Source organism: Comamonas sp. MYb396 (assembly GCF_037479555.1).
Classification (GTDB): domain Bacteria; phylum Pseudomonadota; class Gammaproteobacteria; order Burkholderiales; family Burkholderiaceae_C; genus Comamonas.
Genome location: NZ_JBBGYU010000007.1, coordinates 105,099 through 124,872 on the forward strand (window position 1 = coordinate 105,099; position 19,774 = coordinate 124,872).

Below are 19,774 nucleotides of genomic sequence, written 5' to 3' on the forward strand. Positions count from 1 at the left end.
GCGATGCCAGGCGCTGCGCTGCCACCGGTGCTGGGCTGCGATTTCAGCAGCAGCCCCAGCCGGCGCAAACCCGTGGTCGTGGCCTGGGGACAACTGGATACCGAGGTGGGCACGGTGGCGCTGCAGGGCTTTGAGCGCTTTGCCGCCTTGGCGCAGTGGCAGGATTTTTTGCAGCAGCAGCCGGCCTGGGTCGGCGGCTTTGACCTGCCGTTTGCGCTGCCGCGCGCGCTGGTGGTGCAACTGGGCTGGCCCCGCGATTGGCAGGCCTGCATGCAGCACTATGCTGGCCTGGAGCGCAGCGAGATCCGCACCTTGTTCAAAGCCTTTTGCGATGCCCGGCCCGCCGGTGGCAAGTTTGCCCACCGCGCCACCGATGGGCCCGCTGGCTCCAGCCCCTCGATGAAATGGGTCAACCCACCGGTGGCCTGGATGCTGCATGCCGGCCTGCCCCGGCTGCTGGATGTGGGCGCGGATTTTCCGGGCCTGCTGCGCCGTGATAGTGCCCGCATTGCGCTGGAGGCCTACCCCGGCATGCTGGCGCGCGAGCTGATTGGCCGGCGCAGCTACAAAAGCGATGACCGCCAGCGCCAGACGCCCGAGCGTGCCCAGGCCAGGGCAGAGTTGCTGGAGGCCTTGTTGCATGGCCAGCACCATTTGGGGCTGCGCCTGCTGGCCGATGCTGCGCAGCTGCAGACCATGGCAGCCGATGCCAGTGGCGACCACCTCGATGCCGCCATTTGCATGTTGCAGGCCGGCTGGGCGCTGGCCCAGCATGCGGCGGGCCATGCGCTGTATGGCTTGCCGCCCGGCATTGACCCGCTGGAAGGCTGGATCGTCACTGCGCCGCTGTCACGCCCGTAAGCGCTGGCAGATCTGGTCGGCTGGGCCGCAGGCCATAATGTGCCGGTTCTTCGCCGCTGGTCTGCGGCCCTTCCCCGAGACATTCCTATGCCTACTTTCCAATCCCTGCTGGCCTTTTTTGGTGTTGCCGTGTTGCTGGCGCTGTCGCCCGGGCCGGACAACCTGTTTGTGCTGATGCAGTCGATCCAGCGCGGCTGGCGCGTGGGCATTGCCGTGGTGGTGGGCCTGTGCCTGGGTGTGGTGGTGCATACCACGGCGGTGGCGCTGGGGCTGGCAGCGGTGTTTGCGGCGTCCAGCATGGCATTCACGCTGCTCAAGTGGTGTGGTGCGGCCTACCTGGCCTACCTCGCCTGGGGCGCCTGGCGGGCACCGGTGGCTGCAGATGCATCGGCTGGCGGAGCGGCTGCCAGCGGAAGCGGTCGAGCGGACATCGTGGGCAAGGAGCTGCTTGTGATGGTGCGCCGTGGCGTGGTGATGAACCTCACCAACCCCAAGGTGCTGATCTTCTTCCTGGCCTTTTTGCCGCAGTTTGCCGACCCCGCCATCGGCCCGGTCGGCCCGCAGATCTTTGTCTTTGGCGCCGTGTTCATCCTGGCGGCCTTCCTGGTGTTTGGCGCCATTGCGCTGTTCTCCGGCGCCTTTGGCAACCTGCTGCTGCGCTCGCCGCGTGCGCAGTTCTGGCTCAACAAGATCACCGCCGTGGTGTTTGTGGGCCTGGCAGTCAAGCTGGCCACCGCGCAGCGCTGAGGCGCTGTAAAGTCCCCGGCGGCTGTGCTGGGCGGGATGGGTTAACCGTGGTGGTAGCGGTATTCCTGCGTCTTGCCACCATAGCCATAGGCGGCGGCGCGGGCATCGATCAGATGCACATAGGACACCGGATGGAGCTTGGGCATCAGGCCGGCCATCGTGTCGTAGACCGCTTGCAGGTAGCGCGCCTTTTCGGCCTTGGTATTGGTCTCGTCGGTGATGCTGATATCGAGTTGAAAGGCGGACTGCCCCAGCTCCTCCAGCGTCTGGCCGGCAATCCACCAGTCCTGCGCAGCGACCTGGGTGAAGGCAATGGCAATCACCTCAGGGCGCTTGCCCAGAATGTCTTGCGTGAGCTGGGCGATGGCCTGGCTGATTTGCTGCTGGCGCTCGGCATGGCGGGGGCCGGAGAGTTGGATGGCGATGTGGGGCATGGAAGGCTCCTGGGGTGGTTGATGGGTCTATTGTGCGAGCCCTCTATGCATTTGAAAAACGGGAAGATATGATGGGAGCCATCTGTTAAACCGTTGGATAAGCCATGGCCCACCTGGACCTTGCCCAGCTCCGCACCCTGATCGCCGTGGTCGAGGCCGGCAGCCTGACGGCCGCAGCGCCACAGCTGTTCCTGTCGCAGTCAGCGGTGAGCGAGCAGATCAAGAAGCTGGAGGAATGCATTGGCAAGCCGCTGCTGCTGCGCAGCAAGACTGGCGTGCTGCCCACGGCGGCGGGCAGCCAGCTGCTGGGCCATGCGCGGGCGCTGGTGGGCATGGCCGACCATGCCTTGCGCGACATGCGCGGCCTGGCGCTGCAAGGGGCGCTCAAGCTGGCGGTCACCGATTACTTCAAACCCGATGCGCTGGCGCGCATGCTCAAGGCCCTGGCTGAACGCCACCCTGCCGTGCGGCTGGAGGTCAGCGTGCTGCGCAGCGCCGAGGTGGAGGCCGCCTATGCCCAGGGCCAGTGCGATCTGGGTGTGGTGATGGCGCTGCCCCCTTTCAAACAGCGCCTGCAGTTGCTGGGGCCCGAAGAGCCGCTGGTCTGGGCCCGTGCCCGCCAATGGGCCGCCGAGCCCGGCCAGCCGCTGCCCTTGCTGGTGCTGCCCGACAGCTGCGCGCTGCGCCACTATGCCGAGACGCGCTTGCGCCAGCAGGGCCTGGACTATGTGGTGGCCCACCAGGCCTCGGGCGTCGCCGGTCTGCAGTCGGCCATTGCGGCGGGTCTGGGCGTGGCATGCATCAATGCAGCGGTGCTGACCGAGGCGATGGCGCCTGTGCTGCCCGGCGCGGGCTTGCCGCGCCTTAGCCGCGTGCGCTTTGGCCTGCTGCCGGTGCAGGGGGCTGAGCCGGCCCTGGTGCAGCAGGTGCGGGCCTTGCTGCAATCGGATTGGGTCGCTTAGACGATCAATTGGCCAGCGCCGCTGGCAGGCCCAGGCCCTGGTAAATGCGCCGCATATACGCGGCCAGCCGTTTGGATTGGGGCTGCTGGTTGTACCAGGGCTGCACCAGGTTTTGCAAGGCCGTCCATTGGCCGCTGTGCCGCAGGGCGCTCCAGTAGAGCTGGCTGAACAGGTCGCGCTGGGCATGGCTGCCGCCGACCTCGACCAGGCGCGCAATCAAGGGCCCCAGCTGCTGGGCGGCCTGGCCGTACTGGCCTTGGGCATGGGCCAGCAGGCCGCGCGCGGCGGGCAGGCAGACATCCTGCCAGGCCGTGCGCAGGCGGGGCTGCACTTGCGCATTGGCATGGCCCTGCATGCTGGCCAGCAGCTGCTGCGCGGCCTGCCATTGCCCGGCGCGTGCCAGGCCGTAGAGGTACTGCAGGTCCAGAAACGGCAGCACATGGTCATGCTGGCGCTGCAGCAGATAGGGGCTGAGCTGCTGCCAGCGCTGGCCGACATCGACGCCTTCGAGCTCCAGCCGCGCCAGCAGTGAGATGGAGCCGATCTGGTCCTGCGAATAGGCCGGCACCACGCCCCAGACCTGGCTGTCATGCAGCTGCAGGGCCTCGTCGTGGCGCGCATCCTCCATCAGGAACAGCGCCAGGTGCCACCAGTTGTGCGTCTGCATGAAGGAGTTGAGCCCCGTCCAGCTGCTGCTCGCGTTTTGCATAAAGGCCAGGCCCTCGTCCACGCGGCCTTGGGTCAGCAGTACATGGGCCAGCGCATGGTGGGCCCAGGGCTCCTTGAAGCGCAAATGCAGCGCCTGGCGCGCTGCGCGCTCGGCCTGGCCCAGCAGATGGCATTGCTCATAGGCAAAGGCCAGCATGCCGTGGAAGTAGGGGATATCGGCGCAGTGCGGCTGGGCCGCCAGCGCCATGCGCAGCATGGCCGGGGAATCGCCCAGGTTGAAGGCATGGTAGTGCGCAAGCTTGAGCGCGGCCAGATCGCGCGGGTAGTGGTGGACCAGTGCTTCGAGCCGTTGCGCGGCCAAGGGCGTGTCGCCATCGGCCCAGGCCTCGATGGCGGCCAGCCATTGCGTTTCGCGCGCATGGGCCTGCGCCAGCTGGGCGCGGGCGCGCTGCAAAAAGGGCCGCGCCTGCTGGGCGGCCTGGGCATCTTCGGCAAACAGATGGAGCGCGGCGCACCAGGTTTGCACCAGGGGGCTGGGGTCCTGCGCGGCGATGTCCAGGATGCGCAGCACGCGCATCTCGCAGGCGGCAAAGCCTTCGGCAAAATCGTTCAGGTAGGGCAGGGCGGCCGCATCGCTGCTGACCGGGTTGCCATACAGGTCCTGCTGCGTGCCCATGCGCTGCGCTCCTTGGCTCAGGCCTGGGGCGGCTGGGGCCAGGGCTTTTGCGGGCCACGGATCTGCTCGAAAGCCCGCGACAGCTGCAGCACGCCCAGGTCGTCAAAACGTGCGCCGGCAATCTGCAGGCCAATGGGCAGGCCAGCGGCGGTGTAGCCGCAGTTGATGGACGCAGCCGGCTGCTCCGACATGTTGTAGGGCACGGTAAAGCCGATGTGCTCGAGCGGGCGCAAGGGGTCGTTGGTGGGCGATGCCCATTCGGCATCAAAGGCAGCATGTGGCGCTACCGGCGAGATCACAAAGTCAAAGGCGCTGCAGGCCTTGACGGTGGCCAGGCGCACCTGGTGGAACTGCTGGCTGGCCTGGAACACTGCGCTGCCGCTCATGCCCTCGGCGCTCTCGGCCCAGGCGCGGATATAGGGCAGCACCTTGTCGCGCTGCGCGCTGCTGAGCGCCTGCAGATCGCTCAGCGAGCGCATGCGCCAGAAGCGGTCCATGCCGTCCAGCATCGCAGGCGTCATGAAGGGCTGCATCGGCGTGATCTGCGCGCCAGCGGCTTCCAGCAGCGCAGCGGCCTGCTCGATGGCCGCGCGCACCTCGGGCTGCAGCGGCAGGCCGCAGCCGGCATCGAGCAAGAGGCCAATGCGCTTGCCCCGGATAAAGTCCGCGCCGGTGCTGGCCACCGTGCTCCAGGCGATGTCCTGCGGCGGCAGGCTCATCGTGTCGCGCACATCGGGGGCCGACAGCACCTGCATCATCAGTGCCGAGTCATCCACGCTGCGCGTCATCGGACCGGCGGCACGGCCTTGGTAGGGCGGATCGATGGGGATGCGGCCCAGGCTGGGCTTGAGGCTGTAGATACCGCACCAGCTGGCCGGCAGGCGCAAGGAGCCACCAATGTCGGTGCCGATGTGCAGCGGGCCGTAGCCGGCAGCCGCCGCCGCACCGCCGCCCGCGCTGGAGCCGCCCGGGCCCTTGCTCAGGTCCCAGGGGTTGCGCGCCAGCGGGTGAAAGCTCGACAGCCCCGACGACAGCATGCCGTAGTCGGGCATGGTGGTCTTGCTGAAACAGATGGCATGGGCCTCGCGCAGGCGGGCTGCGGGCGGTGCATCGGCGGCTGCGGGCACCAGGGTGACGGCGGCTGTGCCGGCGGGCAGGGGGTCGCCCTGCGTGGCAATGTTTTCCTTGATCGTCACCGGCAGGCCATCGAGCAGGCCGGCGGGTGCGCCCTTGTGCCAGCGCGCCTCGCTGGCCCGTGCCTGCGCCAGTGCCTCGTCCGGCCGGTAGAGGTAGGTGGCGCAGAGGTGCGGCTCCCACTGCGCGACATGGTCGATGACGGATTGCATGACATCGACAGGGGAGAGTTCTTGCTTTTGGTAGGCGGCCAGCAGCGCTGTGGCGGGCCAATCGTGCAACGCGGTCATATCGGGCAGGGGTAGTGAAAAGGGTAAGGACGCAGAATAAAAAACGCCCATCTCGGCAGGCCGTAGATGGGCGATGTGCTGGTTTGAAGCCTAGCGCAAGACCGGGCTCAAGCCCAGTACATGGATGACAGGTCGTTGATGAAGATCGGCATGTCCTTCCAGAGACCTCGCACGTTCTTGGCGGCAATGGTCACCCACTGCGGCTGGTACAGGAAGACGTTGGCGGCATCTTCGGCCAGCAGGCGCTGCGCCTCGCCCAGCAGGCGCGAGCGGTCAGCAGGACGCGCTTCAAGCTTGATCTGCTCGAACAGCTTGTTGAACTTCTCGGACTTGTAGCCCCAGTAGTAATCGGGCCGGGTGTAGTTCTCCAGGTCGAAAGGCTCGACATGCGAGATCAGCGACAGGTCGTAGTTCTTGTTGGTGTAGGTGCCCGAGAGCCACTGCGCCCATTCCACATTCTGCAGCTTGACCTCGACACCGATCTTGGCCAGTTGCGCGGCAATGATCTCGCCGCCCTGGCGCGCATACGGAGTGGGGGGCAGGGTCATGCTCAGGCTCAGCGGCGTCTTCACGCCGGCCTCGGCCAACAGCTTCTTGGCCTTTTCCACATCAAAGGGATTGATGCCGGTGGTGTCCACATAGCCATAGGCGCCGGGCACATAGTGGCTGCCGATGGGCACGCCCAGGCCTTCGGCCGCGCCGGCGATGACGGCCTTGCGGTCGATGGCCGCAGACAGCGCACGGCGCACACGCACATCGTCGAGCGGCTTGCGGCGCTCATTGATGGCGACGATGGTCTTGGCGCGCGAGCCGGAGATGACCACCTGGTAGCGCGGGTTCGTCTTGAACTGGTCGATGCCACGGGCCGAGACGCGCGGGAAGATGTCCACATCACCGGCCAGTAAGGCGGCGACTTGCGCAGCGGCATCCGAGATGAAGCGGAAGGTGGCGCGGCGGATGCGGATGCTGCCGGGGTTGCGGTACTGCGGCCAGGCCTCCAAGGTGATGGACGCGCCCTTGCTCCAGTTGCCCAGCTTGTAGGGGCCGGTGCCGATGGGCTTGGTGGCGTTGCTGTCGGCGCTCTTGGGCTCGACGATGATCGAGGTGGCCTGGCCCAGCACAAACAGCAGGTCCGGGTCGATTTCCTTGTTCAGGATCACCACCGTGTGCTCGTCCACCACCTGGGCCGTCAGGTTGGCGAAGGTGCGCTTGTCCTTGTTGGTGCTTTTCTCGCCGGCCGCGCGGTCAAAGGAGAACTTGACGCTGTTGGCGTTGAAGGGCTCGCCGTTGTGAAAAGTCACCCCCTTGCGCAGCTTGAAGGTGTAGCTCTTCAAGTCGGGCGAGACTTCCCAGCTTTCGGCGAGCAGCGGCGAGACACTGCCGTCCGAGTTGATCTTGGTCAGCGTCTCGTAGAGGTTGTAGTGCGTGATCTCGGCAATCGACGAGGCGGCGCCAGCGGTGGGGTCGAGCCCTGGCGGCTCCAGGGTCATGCCCAGCACAACGGTGTCTTTCTTGGCCTGTGCCTGGGCGATGCCAGGCAGCCACAGCGGCAGCGGTGCCAGGGTGCCTGCGGCAAGCAGGTGTCTACGGTTCAGCATCCGGGTACTCCTTGGATAGGGTTTTATTCAATTTATGGGGGAAAGCTGCGGAGTGGCAACGCCCTGGCCGGGCGCGCCGAGAAGCTCAAACACGGTTATACAGGACTTGCGCCAATCCCTGCTGGCATGCGGTGTCGGCGTGGCCGTACCTGGGGCACGGCCTGCACCAGTTTTTGCGTGTAGGGATGCTGGGCATGCTGGAACAGCTCGCTGGGCGCGCCGCGCTCGACGATCTCGCCCTGGTAGAGCACCACCACGGCGTCGCAGAGGTGGTTGATGACGGCCAGGTCGTGGCTGATGAGCAGGTAGGTGATGCCATGCTCGCGCTGCAGGTCCTGCATCAGGTTGAGCACCTGGGCCTGCACCGACACGTCCAAGGCGCTGACCGGCTCGTCGGCAATGATCAGCCGGGGCTTGGTGATCAGCGCACGCGCGATGGCAATGCGCTGGCGCTGGCCGCCGGAGAACTCATGCGGGTACTTGTCCACATCCTGCGCGCGCAGGCCCACCTGCTGCAGCACCTGGCTGGCGCGTTCGCGCTGCTCGGCCCGCGAGCTGGTGTTTTGGGCCTGCAGCGGCTCGCTGACGATGCGCTCGACGGTCTGGCGCGGGTCGAGCGAGCCATAGGGGTCCTGGAAGACCATCTGGAAATCCTTGCGCGCACGCTGCAGTGCGGCCGCTTCCATGCGGTGCAGGTCCTGGCCTTCGAGCAGCACCTGGCCGTACGTCGGCTGGTCGAGCGCCATCACCAGGCGCGCCAGGGTGGACTTGCCCGAACCCGACTCGCCAACGATGCCCAGGCTCTGGCCGGCATGCAGCTCAAAGCTCACGCCCTTGAGGGCCTGCACCGTGGGGGGCGCGGAAAACAGCTTTTCGCGGGGCAGGGTGTAGGTGCGCACCAGGTCGCGCACCTGCAGCAAGGGGGTGTCGTGGGGGGCTGCCGTCATGCGGGGGTCTCGTCAGGGGTCTCGGTGGCGATGGCGTAGGCCTCGGGCCGCAGGCAGTGCACCTGGTGCGTCTCTTGCGGATGGGTCGATGGCAGCGCCACGCTGGGCGGCCTTTGCACAAAGCAGGGGGCCTGGGTAAAGCTGCAGCGCCCGGCAAAGGTGCAGCCTGCGGGCAGGTCGACCAGCTCGGGCACCGAGCCGGCAATGGTGTGCAGGCGCTGGGGCTGGCCCTGGATGCGCGGCTGCATGCTGGGGCGCGCGGCCAGCAGGCCCCGGGTGTAGGGGTGGGCCATGTGCTCGAACACGGCCTCGGTGCTGCCTGATTCGACGACGGTGCCGCCATACATCACGACCATCTTGTCGACGTTCTGCGAGATCACGCCCAGGTCGTGCGAGATCAGCAGCAAGGCCATCTGGCGCTCTTGCACCAGCCCATTGATCAGGTCCAGGATCTGCTGCTGGATGGTGACGTCCAGCGCCGTCGTGGGCTCGTCGGCGATCAGCAGATCCGGGCCACAGGCCAGCGCCATCGCAATCGTGATGCGCTGGCGCTGCCCGCCCGAGAACTGGTGTGGGTAGGCGTCAAAGCGCTGCGCCGGCTGGGCGATGCCGACGCGGTCGAGCAGCGCAATCGCTTCTTCACGGGCCTGGCGCGCGCTCCAGCCCTTGTGCAGGCGCAGCGGTTCGCTGATCTGGCGGCCAATGGTGTGCACCGGGTTGAGGGCCGTCATCGGCTCCTGGAAGATCATCGCAATGCGGTTGCCGCGCACGCTGCGCCACCAGTGGTCGGGCTGCTGCACCAGGCTTTGGCCGTCGAGCTGGGCGCTGCCGTTGACCTGGGCCGACTCCGGCAGCAGGCCCATCAAGGCCATGGCCGTGATGGACTTGCCGCAGCCCGACTCGCCAATCAGGCCCAGGGCCTGGCCGCGCTCGATCTGGAAGCTGACATCGCGCACGGCGCGGGCGGGGCCCCGGTGGGTTTGCAGCACGATTTCCAAGTGCTGTACATCAATCAATGCCATGGCAACTCCTTAGCGCTTGCGGGCCAGACGCGGGTCAAGCAGGTCGCGCAGACCGTCGCCCAGCAGGTTGAGCCCCAGCACCGACAAGGCAATCGCCACGCCTGGGAAGACGGCCAGCAGCGGCGCCTGGAACATCAAGGTCTGCGCCTCGCTCAGCATGCGGCCCCAGGACGGCTGCGGCGGTTGCGTGCCCAGGCCCAGGTAGGACAGCGCGGCCTCGGCCAGGATCGCAATCGCAAAGCGGATGGTGCTCTGCACGATCAAGGTGGCCGAGATATTGGGCAGCACATGCTGCCAGGTGATGGCCCAGGCGCCCTTGCCGCAGGCGCGGGCGGCGGTGACATATTCGCGCCCCCAGATGGTGTTGGCCGAGCCGCGTGCGATGCGGGCGAACATCGGGATGTTGTAGATGCCGATGGCCACGATGGCATTGATGATGCCCGGGCCGAACACGGCAGTCAGCATGATGGCCGAGAGAATGGCGGGGAAGGCCAGCGAGAAATCGGCCAGGCGCATGATGGCCTCTTCGACCCAGCCGCGTTTGGCAGCGGCCAGCAGGCCCAGCGCCGTGCCAACCACCACGCCGATGCCCACGGCAATGACGCCCACCAAAATGGAAGCGCGCGCGCCCAGCAGCAGCTGCGAGGCGACATCGCGCCCATAGGCATCGGTGCCCAGCCAGTGGGCGAGCGATGGCCCTTGCAGCTTGGCCTCCATGTTCATCTCGAAGGCCGAGTGCGGCGTCCAGACATAGGACAGGCCAGCGGCGAGCAGCAGCAGGGCCGTGAGCACCAGGCCAATCATGAAGCTGGGGTTGCGCAGCGCGCGGCGCCACAGCGCGTTGCGGGATGCCGTGTGGCCTGGCGCTGGGTTGGCTGCGGGCGTGGGCAGGATGGGGGCGACGGAGGTAGGCGGTTGCATGGCGTGCTCAGATATCGCTGGCTTTGGTGCGGGGGTCGATCCAGGCATAGAGCAGGTCCACCACGAAATTGACGATCACCACCATGGCGGCGAGCAGCATCACGCAGTTGCGCACCACCATCAGGTCCCGGTTGGCAATGGCCTGAAAGATCAGCCGGCCCATGCCGGGCAGGTAGAACACGTTCTCGACCACGATGGTGCCGGCCATCAGCTCGGCAAACTGCAGGCCCATCACGGTGACGACGGGCACCAGTGCATTGCGCAGCACATGGCCGTAGAGCGCTGCGCGTTGCGACAGGCCCTTGGCCCGGGCGGTGCGCACAAAGTCTTCACGCAGCACTTCGAGCACCGAGGACCGCGTGATGCGCGCCAGAATGGCCGCCTGCACCACGGCCAGCGACAGCGCCGGCAGCATCAGCGATTTGAGCGCCGCCCAGGGCGAGCCGCCCGAGGCCTCGGTCCAGCCCGGAAAACCGCCGGCCGAGAACCATTTGAGGTGCACCGAAAACAGCAGGATCAGCAAGATGGCGAACCAGAAATTGGGGATGGCAATGCCCAGCTGCGCCATGCCCATGACGCTGACATCGCCGAGCTTGTTGTGGCGGCTGGCGGCATAGATGCCGGCGGCCAGTGCCACCACGGTGGTGATGGCCATCGCCATCAAGGCCAGCGGCAAGGTGAGTGCCATGCGCTCGGCAATCAGTTCGATGACCGGGGTGCCGTAGCTGTAGCTGTTGCCCAGGTCCAGGTGCACGAGGCCCGAGATCCAGTGCACATAGCGCTCCCAGGCGGGCTGGTTGAGCCCGAGCTGTTCGGCCAGCTCAGCGACTGCTTCGGGCGCGGCATCGGGCCCCATCAGCATCTGGGCGGCGTTGCCGGGCAGGATCTCCAGAACGAGGAAGACGACAATCGAGGTGCCCAACAAGGTGAGCAGCAAGGTGAGTGTGCGCTTGAGAATGAAAAGACCCATGGGTAGCCGTCGTGGTTAGGAAAGGCGCGCAGACCTGCTGGTGCTTGTTGTATTTTTTCGCAGCGGCAAGCATAACGCGAACAATTCCGACACACCATACATGCTTACTCGCAGTGCCACGAGTATGGCTAAGGAGGTCGCGGGATAATGTCGCTCATGTCACACTTCTTCCCCCGTGCTGGAATCTTGGAGACGCATCCATGGCCTTGATGATTACCGATGAGTGCATCAACTGCGATGTGTGTGAGCCCGAGTGCCCCAACGATGCCATCTCGATGGGGGAGGACTACTACGAGATCGATCCGCACCGCTGCACCGAATGCGTGGGCCACTTCGATGAGCCCCAGTGCGTGCAGATCTGCCCGGTCGCCTGCATTCCGGTGCACCCCGATTTTCAGGAAGACAAGCCCACCTTGATGCAGCGCTATGTGCGCCTGCAGGCCGACAAGGGCCTGTGACTGCGGGGTGATCGGGTGGTGATGGGCCGGTAGCCCGGCGCGCTCAGAGGGCCTCTGGGCGTGGCGGCTTGGGCCGCTGGGGCTTGGTGGTGTGGATCTTGAGCGTGGCCTTTTCCATGTCGCCGGCCAGCAGCTCAGGCGATGCCTGCAGCGCATGAATGATGCTGTCCTCGATCAGCTTGCGCTGGTCGGGTGCGGGCTTGCGCAGCACCCAGTTGGGTACCTCCTGCTTGTCGCCGGGGTGGCCGATGCCGATGCGCAGGCGCCAGTAATCGGACGATCCCAGCTGCGCATGGATATCGCGCAGGCCATTGTGGCCGCCGTGACCTCCGCCGCGCTTGAGCTTGACCTGGCCGGGCGGCAGGTCGAGCTCATCGTGCACCACCAAAATCTCTTCAGGCTTGATCTTGAAAAAACGTGCAAGGGCGCCGACCGACTTGCCCGACAGATTCATGAAGGTCTGGGGCTCGAGCAGCCAGACCGACTCGCCCTGCACCGAAGTACGTGCGACCAGGCCATAGTAATTGCGGTCGGGCACCAGCTGCAGGCGCAAATCCCGGGCCAGCGCATCAATCCACCAGAAGCCGGCGTTGTGGCGCGTGCCTTCGTATTCAGGGCCGGGATTGCCGAGGCCAACAAACAGCTTGATCATGGGCGGATGGTTGAGGTGGGTGGGAAGAATGAAAAAAGGCTGCATTGACCAGCAATGCAGCCTCTGGCTTGCAGACGCCAGGGGCGTCAGCAGCTTGCTGTGCGATTAAGCAGCAGGCGCTTCGCCTTCTGCAGGTTCAGCAGCGGCAGGAGCGGCCACGGACACCAGCGCAGGGTTGGTTTGTGCAGCCAGCTTCACGCCCTTGGGCAGAGCGATGTCCTTCAGGTGGATGGTCGAGCCCTTTTCCAGCTTGCTCAGGTCCACCGCGATGAATTCGGGCAGGTCCTTGGGCATGCAGATCACTTGGATTTCGGTCACAACCGGGGTCACCAGGTACTTGTCGATCTTCACTGCTGGGGATTCTTCAGCACCGCTGAAGTGCACTGGCACCTTCATGGTCAGCGCGGTGTTGGCATCGACGCGTTGGAAGTCGATGTGCAGCACCAGCTGCTTGTAGGGGTGGTATTGCACGTCGCGCAACAGCACTTGGCTCTTGGCGCCGTCCAGGTCCAGTTCCAGCACGGATGCGTGGAAGGCTTCCTTTTTGAGGGCGTACCACAGGCTGTTGTGGTCCACTTCGATCAACTGAGGCTCAGCAGCAGCACCGTAGATGATGCCAGGCGTACGGCCAGAATTACGCAGGCGGCGGCTCGCACCCGTACCTTGCTTAGCGCGCGCAAAAGCGACAACGTTCATTTTATTACTCCAATGTGGGATGAACCGCGACCAGTTCACCCGGTTAAAAAGGCCGCTACAAATTGCAGCGGCCAGCGAAAACTATCTATTTTAGCAGAAAGCAGAAAAAGGGCCTTGCGGGCCCTTTGATCAGTCGGCTTCCTGGAACAGGCTCATCACCGATTCGCCGGTGGCGATGCGGTGGATGGTCTCACCGATCAGCGGTGCCACCGACAACTGGCGGATCTTGCTGCAGTTGCGTGCTTCGGCCGACAGCGGGATGGTGTTGGTCACCACGACTTCGTCCAGCGCCGCGCCGTTGCCGATACGCTCGATGGCCGGGCCCGAGAAAATGGGGTGCGTGCAATAGGCGTAGACCTTCTTGGCGCCACGTTCCTTCAGCACTTCCGCCGCCTTCACCAAGGTGCCTGCGGTGTCGATCATGTCGTCCATGATCACGCAGTTGCGGCCGTCGATGTCACCGATCACATGCATGACTTCGGAGACATTGGCCTTGGGGCGGCGCTTGTCGATGATGGCCAGATCGCAATGGAGTTGCTTGGCCAGTGCGCGTGCACGCACCACACCGCCAACGTCCGGCGACACAACGATCAGGTCTTCGTAGTTCTTCTGGCGCAGATCGCCCAGCAGCACAGGCGATGCATAGATGTTGTCCACCGGAATATCGAAGAAGCCCTGGATCTGGTCGGCGTGCAGGTCCATCGTCAGCACGCGGCTCACGCCAGCGGCTTGCAGCATGTTGGCCACCACCTTGGCCGTGATGGGCACGCGGGTCGAGCGAACACGGCGGTCCTGGCGGGCGTAGCCGAAATAGGGGATCACCGCGCAGATATGCTCAGCCGATGCACGCTTCAGGGCGTCGACCATCACCAGCAGTTCCATCAGATGGTCGTTGGTCGGCGCGCAGGTAGGTTGCACCACGAACACATCGCGGGTACGGACGTTTTGCTTGATCTCGACGGTGACTTCACCGTCAGAGAAACGGCCTACGTCGGCGTTACCCAAAGAGGTATGGAGGTGTTGTGCAATTTCAGAGGCAAGTTCGCGGTTGGCGTTGCCAGTGAAAACCATGAAGTCTGGATGATGGTCTTGCATAGCGTCCCAGTGGGTATGGGTTAGCTGTGTGCGTTGCTTGTACGCGGTAAGAAATATGGCAGGGGAAGAAGGATTCGAACCTTCGCATGCCGGAATCAAAATCCGGTGCCTTAACCAGCTTGGCGACTCCCCTACAAGAATTGGTGCTAAGCATCACCAATCCTTTGAAACTTTCAGTCTTGGGTCCAGCCTCTGAGAGGATGTTCCATCAGACTTGTGCAATCTTTCACTGTCCAGTCTTGTGAAAAACTGCTCTGGCAGCTATTAGCTTGCATTTTCTTCACTGCGAAAACTGCGCTACCTGAGCCCGTCATTCTAGCATGTAATCCTTGTGATTTCAAAAAGTCAGAAACTTTTTTTATCGAAGGGCACAGGCTTTCTGCGACCGGCTGCAAGTCGTTTCGACCGAAGTCAAAGTTCTCTGCAGCGAAGCTCGTCATTGTAGCAGCTTCTGAATCGCGTTTTAGGTTCGGACTTGAAAAAATAAGTTTCGTATCCAGACCCTCTTGCGGCTTCACAACTACCAGCGCGGTGTCTGCTAGTTGCTGCTCGTTTTCGAGTGGACGTATTATGTCACCGATTCCTTCGACCCAAGCCGATTTTCCAAAAATAAAAAACGGAACATCGGCGCCCAGCGTCAAGCCGATGCGCTGCAGTTCGCTGCGCGAGAGCTTCAAATCCCAGAGCTGGTTCAGGGCCAGCAAGGTGCTGGCCGCATCGGAGGAACCGCCGCCCATGCCCGCCTGGGCCGGCAGGTTTTTGTGCACGCCGATGTGCACGCCCTGCTTGCAGCCGGTGGCCTGCTGCAAGGCCCGCGCGGCGCGGGTGATCAGGTCATCGGCGGGCAGGGGGGTGTTCAGGTCTTCGCGGCTGATCTGGCCGCCGCTGCGCAGCTCAAAGTGCAGCGTGTCGGCCCAGTCGATGAGTATGAAGACCGACTGCAGCAGGTGGTAGCCATCGGCGCGCCTGCCGGTGATGTGCAGGAAGAGGTTGAGCTTGGCAGGCGCGGGAACGTCGTACAGCGTACGCATGGATCAGGGTCTCACAAAAAAATCATGGCGCATCGAGCACGATGCGCAGGCTGGCTTCAGGCAGGGGATCGAGGCGGCGGGCCAGAATCTTGCCTTCGCTGCGTGCCTCCAGATCGGCCTGCCAGCCGGCCGCCTCCGTGGGCTTGCCCTGCAGCCAGTCAAACAGCGCGGCAATCGGCAAGCTGGTGCCCAGCAAGGTCCGTGTCAGCTCATCGAGCGAGCTGGCCTGGCGGGTTTGCGTGCCCTGCTGCGCGCTCGCCTGGCCGGGCGACCATTGCACGCGCGCCACGATATTGCCCAGCGGATTGAGCAGCACCAGCTCGCCCGAGTCGGGGCTGCCCGACAGCTCAAAGCTGCCGCTGGTGGTTTGAGGGGGGCTGTCCAGCACCTGCACCGACATGCGGCCCGACCAGTAGGTCTTGCCAGGGGCTGCTTCCAGCTGGCGCGCTGCCGTGCTGCAGGCCGAGAGGAGGGGGAGCAAGCCGGTGCCGATGGCAGCCAGGCAGAGCTGCCTGCGCTGCAGCATCATGGCTTGATTCCCAGGCGCTCGAAGGTCTTCTTGACCATGTCGTTGTTGGGCGCGGTCTTCAGAACCGTGCGCAGCAGCTCTTCGGCAGGCCGTGTCTTGCCCTGTTTCCACCAGACTTCGGCCAGGTGGGCGCCAATCTCGGCATCGGGCTGCTTGGTGTAGGCCTGCTCCAGCAGCTCGGCGGCGCGCTCGAGGTTGCCCAGCTTGAACTCGACCCAGCCGAGGCTGTCGGTGATGAAGGGGTCACCGGGCGACATGCTCAACGCCTTTTCGATCAGGCTCTTGGCCTCGTCGAGCTTGAGGCCGCGATCGGCCAGCGAGTAGCCCAGCGCGTTATAGGCATGGTGAAAATCGGGCTGCAGCTCGATCAGCCGGCGCAACTGGGTCTCGGCCAGCTCCATGTTGTTCATGCGCTCGGCCAGCATGGCCTGCTCGTACAGCGCATCGGGGTCTTGCGGCTGCAGCGCGACCAGGCGGCCTTGCAGCTCCAGCGCCTTGGCATAGTTCTTGGCGGTCTTTTGCAGCTGCACCTGCGCGGCCAGCTTGGCGCGTGCCTCGCCGGCATTGCCCTCAGGCAGTTGCTCCAACAAAACCGCAGCAGCATCGTAGTTGCCTTGCTGCATCTGGATGGAGGCCTTGCGCAAGGTGGCCAGCGCGGTGTTGCCAGCCTTGGCGATCTCATCGGCCCAGCGGTCGGCCTCGGCCCATTTCTGCTGGGCCTCGGCCATCTGCTCGCGCAGCATCAGGCTTTGGATGCGCACTTCGCGCTGCAGCACGGCCGAGGGGAATTTGTCGATCAAGGTGTCGAGCTTGAGCAGCGAGACATCGGCCTCGGTGTACTGCTTGAGCTGGGCCTCCAGCGCGGCCTTCAGCATCCAGGCGTCGGCAGATTCGGGGCTCAGGCGCGTGGCATTGTCCAGCTGGGCCTTGGCCTCGGTAAAGCGCTCGGCGTTCATCAGGCTGCGCGCATAGGCCAGGTGGGCTTCACCGCTCTTGGACTTGTCCAAAAAGTCCACCACCAGCGCCTCCGCCCCGGGCACGCCGGCGTTGACCAGGTCCGCAGCCAGCTTGGCTGCACTTTCGTTGTCGGGGTTGAGTTGCAGCGACCGGCGGGCGGACGCCAGTGCCTCGGTCTTCTGGTCGGCGGCCAGCTCCATGCGGCCAATGGCGGCCCAGGATTCGGGGCCGGTGGCGGGATTTTCCAGCTCGGGGGTCAGCGCCTCGCGCACAATGCGGGCGGCCAGCACCTGGTCGCTCAGGCGCCGGTAGATGCTGGGGATGGCGCGGATCCAGTCGAGCTTTTCATCGGGCTTGGCCAGCGCGATCTCTTGCTTGAGCAGAGGGCCGGTTTCCTCGCCATGGTTGGTCGAGAGCATCACCTGCAGCATGTAGCGGCTGGCTGCGCGCGATTGCGGAAAGGCGCTTTTCCAGGCCTGGGCCACCTCGGTGGCTCGGCTGGCAGAGCGCGACAGCAGCGCCAGCTGCGCGCTGCGCTGGTAGACCTTCTCGTCACCCGAGCGGCGGGCGGCATCGAGCAGCAACTCCACGCTGGTGGCCGCATCACCGCGGTAGGCATACATTTCGCCCAAAAGCAGCTCGTAAAAAAGCTCCGCATCCAGCTCGACTCTGGCATCATCGGCGCGCTCGGCCGCTGCCAAGGCCAGTTGCCGCTGGGCAGCGCCATGCTGCGGTGCTTGGGCAGGCGCTGCAAACGCGGGTGCCATCAGGCCGGAGGCCAGAAAATAAGCCAGTAAACGAAGTTTTTGCGTCATCGGCCCATAATAAACGATGCCCAAGGGCCTTGCAGAAGGAAGAAAGTGCCAGAGTTACCAGAAGTGGAAGTCACGCGGCGGGGATTGGTTGCGCCGCTGCAAGGCGCGCGCATTGCCGCCGTGCGCATGGGCAAGCCTTTGCGCTGGCCGCTGGGCATCGACACCGCCGCGCTGGCCGGGCGCACCATCACCGAGGTGCAGCGCCGGGGCAAGTACATCGTGCTCGTGCTGGACCAGGGCGTGGTGCTGATCCACCTGGGCATGTCCGGCAGCCTGCAGGTCAGTCCCAGGGATGCGCCCGCCGGCCCGCATGACCATTTCGACCTGTTCACCGACCAGCATCTGCTGCGCCTGCATGACCCGCGCCGTTTTGGTGCGGTGGTCTGGTCGCCCGATGCCGATTCCGGCATGGCCGCCAAGCTGTTGGCCAACCTGGGCGTGGAGCCCCTGGGTGCCGGCTTCAGCGTGGAGCACCTCTGGGCCGGGCTGCAAAAATCGCGCACGCCGATCAAGCAGCTGCTGCTGGGCGGCCAGGTGGTCGTGGGTGTGGGCAATATCTACGCCAGCGAGGTGCTGTTCCTGGCCGGCATCTCGCCGACCAAACCGGCCAACCAGACCACGCGGCCCCAGGCGAAACGCCTGCATGCGGCGATTGTGGAGGTGCTGACCCGCTCCATTGCGCTGGGCGGCAGCACCTTGCGCGATTTTGTCCAGGTCAATGGCTATGCCGGTGCCTTCCAGGCGCAGGCCAGCGTCTATGGACGGGCCGGAGAGCCCTGCCCGCAATGCGGCCAGCCGGTGCAGCTCATCAAACAAGGGCAGCGCAGCACCTATTACTGCAAGCGCTGCCAGAAATAACGCGGGCCTGGCAGGCCGCCCCAGAGCGGCCAGGCCCACCGATAACTACTCCCCCCGAGAACAGTGATTGTGAGTCGATTTTCCGAACAGATCGTGGCCTGGCAGACAGTCCACGGAAGACACCACCTGCCCTGGCAGAACACCCAGGATGCCTACCGCGTCTGGCTGTCCGAGATCATGCTGCAGCAGACCCAGGTCAGCACCGTGCTGGGCTACTACGAGCGCTTTTTGCAGCGCTGCCCCACGGTGGCCGACCTGGCCGCGGCCAGCGATGAAGAGGTGATGGCGCTGTGGAGTGGCCTGGGCTACTACAGCCGCGCGCGCAACCTGCACCGCTGCGCCAAGGAGGTGATGGAGCGCTTTGGCGGCGCGTTTCCGCACACGGTCGACGAGCTCTCGTCCTTGCCCGGCATTGGCCGCTCGACTGCTGGCGCGATTGCCTCGTTCTGCTTTGCGCAGCGCGCTGCCATTCTGGACGCCAACGTCAAACGGGTGCTGACCCGCGTGCTGGGCTTTGAGGACGACCTGGCCAGCAGCGCCGCCGAGAAAAAGCTCTGGGCGCTGGCCGAAGACCTGCTGCCCACCACCGACCTGGCGCGCAATATGCCGCGCTACACCCAGGGCATGATGGACATGGGCGCCACCATCTGCACCGCCAAGAAGCCCAGTTGCCTGCTGTGCCCGGTGCACGGCGATTGCGTGGCCCACCGCCAGGGCCAGCCCGAGCGCTATCCCGTCAAGACCAAGAAATTGAAGCGCAGCGCCGCTAGCTGGTGGCTGCTGTGCTGGCAGCGGCCCGATGGCGCCATCTGGCTGGAAAAGCGCCCGGCGCCCGGCATCTGGGCCGGCCTGTTCTGCCTGCCGGTCTATGACAGTGAAGAGGCGCTGCTTGCGCAATCGGCGCAGCACGGTGATACCTCGGAGGCGGTGCATGCCCGGCCTTTTCTGCATGTGCTCACGCACAAGGATCTGCATCTGCACCCGGTGCGGATACCCGTTGCCAGCGATGGTGTGCCCACGCCCTCGGGCCAGTGGTGCCTGCCTGCGCAATGGCCCGATCTGGGACTGCCCGCGCCGATTCGCAGCCTGCTGCAGCGCGGGTTTTGAGGCGGGCTCGGCTGCCGGCACTGGCGTCCATTACCGGGCTTGTCCTGCAAAGGGCGCCGCTGCCCGGCGCTTAGACTGCAGCCATCCTCTTGTCTTGAAAGTACGCCATGGAGCCCACGGTCCACCCCTTCTCGTCGCTGTTCCAGCAACTGGGCCTGCCCGATGATGATGCCTCGATCCGCCAGTTCATCGAATCGCACCGCCCGCTGCCCGACAAGGTGCTGCTGGCAGATGCGGCATTCTGGTCGCCAGCGCAAGCGCGTTTCCTGCGCGAGAGCATCAGCGCCGATGCCGATTGGGCCACGGTAGTTGACCAGCTCAGCGTCGCCTTGCGCGCCGAGTAAG

At 65.0% G+C, this 19,774-nt stretch carries 21 protein-coding genes and 1 tRNA gene; 7 read left to right on the forward strand and 15 right to left on the reverse strand.

Going from position 1 to position 19,774, the window contains the following annotated elements:
• The first annotated feature begins 3 nt into the window (after nt 1-3).
• Both WH265_RS16765 and WH265_RS16770 read left to right on the forward strand, forming a co-directional pair.
• Entirely contained in the window at nt 4-861 is an 858-nt protein-coding gene (locus tag WH265_RS16765; protein ID WP_339559024.1) for a DUF429 domain-containing protein, read from the forward strand.
• Nucleotides 862-948: 87 nt separating this feature from the next.
• Nucleotides 949-1,608, forward strand: a complete 660-nt coding sequence (locus tag WH265_RS16770) for a LysE family translocator (protein WP_339559025.1) — start codon at nt 949-951, stop codon at nt 1,606-1,608.
• Nucleotides 1,609-1,649: 41 nt separating this feature from the next.
• On the opposite strand, the gene WH265_RS16775 is transcribed toward WH265_RS16770, so the two are convergent.
• On the reverse strand, nt 1,650-2,042 hold the full coding sequence (locus WH265_RS16775) for a tautomerase family protein (RefSeq protein WP_339559026.1): 393 nt from the start codon (nt 2,040-2,042) through the stop codon (nt 1,650-1,652).
• 104 nt (nt 2,043-2,146) lie between these two features.
• Between WH265_RS16775 and WH265_RS16780 the strand changes: the two genes are divergently transcribed.
• Nucleotides 2,147-3,004, forward strand: coding sequence for a LysR family transcriptional regulator (locus WH265_RS16780; protein WP_339533919.1), 858 nt, complete (start codon nt 2,147-2,149; stop codon nt 3,002-3,004).
• 4 nt (nt 3,005-3,008) lie between these two features.
• On the opposite strand, the gene WH265_RS16785 is transcribed toward WH265_RS16780, so the two are convergent.
• From WH265_RS16785 to WH265_RS16815, 7 genes are all read right to left on the reverse strand, one after another.
• On the reverse strand, nt 3,009-4,349 hold the full coding sequence (locus WH265_RS16785; protein ID WP_339559027.1) for a tetratricopeptide repeat protein: 1,341 nt from the start codon (nt 4,347-4,349) through the stop codon (nt 3,009-3,011).
• A 17-nt stretch (nt 4,350-4,366) separates the two neighbouring features.
• Nucleotides 4,367-5,773, reverse strand: a complete 1,407-nt coding sequence (locus WH265_RS16790; protein ID WP_339559028.1) for an amidase — start codon at nt 5,771-5,773, stop codon at nt 4,367-4,369.
• A gap of 107 nt (nt 5,774-5,880) precedes the next feature.
• Nucleotides 5,881-7,371, reverse strand: a complete 1,491-nt coding sequence (locus tag WH265_RS16795; protein ID WP_021025008.1) for an ABC transporter substrate-binding protein — start codon at nt 7,369-7,371, stop codon at nt 5,881-5,883.
• A gap of 95 nt (nt 7,372-7,466) precedes the next feature.
• Nucleotides 7,467-8,318 (reverse strand): ATP-binding cassette domain-containing protein, encoded by an 852-nt coding sequence (locus WH265_RS16800; RefSeq protein ID WP_339559029.1) that lies wholly within the window; start codon nt 8,316-8,318, stop codon nt 7,467-7,469.
• Entirely contained in the window at nt 8,315-9,340 is a 1,026-nt protein-coding gene (locus WH265_RS16805; RefSeq protein WP_021025010.1) for an ABC transporter ATP-binding protein, read from the reverse strand. The genes WH265_RS16800 and WH265_RS16805 overlap by 4 nt, the downstream gene beginning before the upstream one ends.
• 9 nt (nt 9,341-9,349) lie before the next feature.
• Nucleotides 9,350-10,261, reverse strand: coding sequence for an ABC transporter permease (locus WH265_RS16810; RefSeq protein ID WP_339559030.1), 912 nt, complete (start codon nt 10,259-10,261; stop codon nt 9,350-9,352).
• A 7-nt stretch (nt 10,262-10,268) separates the two neighbouring features.
• Nucleotides 10,269-11,231, reverse strand: coding sequence for an ABC transporter permease (locus WH265_RS16815; RefSeq protein WP_021025012.1), 963 nt, complete (start codon nt 11,229-11,231; stop codon nt 10,269-10,271).
• Between the two features lie 200 nt (nt 11,232-11,431).
• Between WH265_RS16815 and WH265_RS16820 the strand changes: the two genes are divergently transcribed.
• Nucleotides 11,432-11,689, forward strand: a complete 258-nt coding sequence (locus tag WH265_RS16820) for a YfhL family 4Fe-4S dicluster ferredoxin (protein ID WP_021025013.1) — start codon at nt 11,432-11,434, stop codon at nt 11,687-11,689.
• Nucleotides 11,690-11,732: 43 nt separating this feature from the next.
• On the opposite strand, the gene pth is transcribed toward WH265_RS16820, so the two are convergent.
• The 7 genes from pth to WH265_RS16855 all read right to left on the reverse strand — a co-directional run bounded on the left by pth (nt 11,733) and on the right by WH265_RS16855 (nt 17,464).
• Complete coding sequence (gene pth, locus WH265_RS16825) at nt 11,733-12,341, reverse strand: aminoacyl-tRNA hydrolase (protein WP_339559031.1); 609 nt, start codon at nt 12,339-12,341, stop codon at nt 11,733-11,735.
• Between the two features lie 105 nt (nt 12,342-12,446).
• A complete protein-coding gene (locus WH265_RS16830) occupies nt 12,447-13,037 on the reverse strand; it encodes a 50S ribosomal protein L25/general stress protein Ctc (protein WP_021025015.1) in 591 nt (196 codons plus the stop codon).
• A gap of 129 nt (nt 13,038-13,166) precedes the next feature.
• The gene (locus WH265_RS16835; RefSeq protein ID WP_021025016.1) at nt 13,167-14,132 is read right to left on the reverse strand and encodes a ribose-phosphate pyrophosphokinase; all 966 of its coding nucleotides are present in this window, start codon (nt 14,130-14,132) and stop codon (nt 13,167-13,169) included.
• 56 nt (nt 14,133-14,188) lie between these two features.
• Nucleotides 14,189-14,265: transfer RNA gene (locus tag WH265_RS16840), tRNA-Gln, on the reverse strand.
• A 40-nt stretch (nt 14,266-14,305) separates the two neighbouring features.
• On the reverse strand, nt 14,306-15,163 hold the full coding sequence (ispE, locus tag WH265_RS16845) for a 4-(cytidine 5'-diphospho)-2-C-methyl-D-erythritol kinase (RefSeq protein WP_339559032.1): 858 nt from the start codon (nt 15,161-15,163) through the stop codon (nt 14,306-14,308).
• A gap of 22 nt (nt 15,164-15,185) precedes the next feature.
• Nucleotides 15,186-15,692, reverse strand: coding sequence for an outer membrane lipoprotein LolB (locus WH265_RS16850; RefSeq protein WP_339559033.1), 507 nt, complete (start codon nt 15,690-15,692; stop codon nt 15,186-15,188).
• The gene (locus WH265_RS16855) at nt 15,689-17,464 is read right to left on the reverse strand and encodes a tetratricopeptide repeat protein (RefSeq protein WP_339559034.1); all 1,776 of its coding nucleotides are present in this window, start codon (nt 17,462-17,464) and stop codon (nt 15,689-15,691) included. Before WH265_RS16855 ends, WH265_RS16850 begins: the two co-directional genes overlap by 4 nt.
• Nucleotides 17,465-17,509: 45 nt before the next feature.
• Here WH265_RS16855 and mutM point away from each other — a divergent pair, with 45 nt between their 5' ends.
• The 3 genes from mutM to WH265_RS16870 all read left to right on the forward strand — a co-directional run bounded on the left by mutM (nt 17,510) and on the right by WH265_RS16870 (nt 19,773).
• Nucleotides 17,510-18,322 (forward strand): bifunctional DNA-formamidopyrimidine glycosylase/DNA-(apurinic or apyrimidinic site) lyase, encoded by an 813-nt coding sequence (gene mutM, locus WH265_RS16860; RefSeq protein WP_339518399.1) that lies wholly within the window; start codon nt 17,510-17,512, stop codon nt 18,320-18,322.
• Between the two features lie 63 nt (nt 18,323-18,385).
• A complete protein-coding gene (gene mutY, locus WH265_RS16865) occupies nt 18,386-19,429 on the forward strand; it encodes an A/G-specific adenine glycosylase (protein WP_445228544.1) in 1,044 nt (347 codons plus the stop codon).
• A 107-nt stretch (nt 19,430-19,536) separates the two neighbouring features.
• On the forward strand, nt 19,537-19,773 hold the full coding sequence (locus WH265_RS16870; protein WP_312988825.1) for a DUF2789 domain-containing protein: 237 nt from the start codon (nt 19,537-19,539) through the stop codon (nt 19,771-19,773).
• The last annotated feature ends 1 nt before the right edge of the window (nt 19,774 follow it).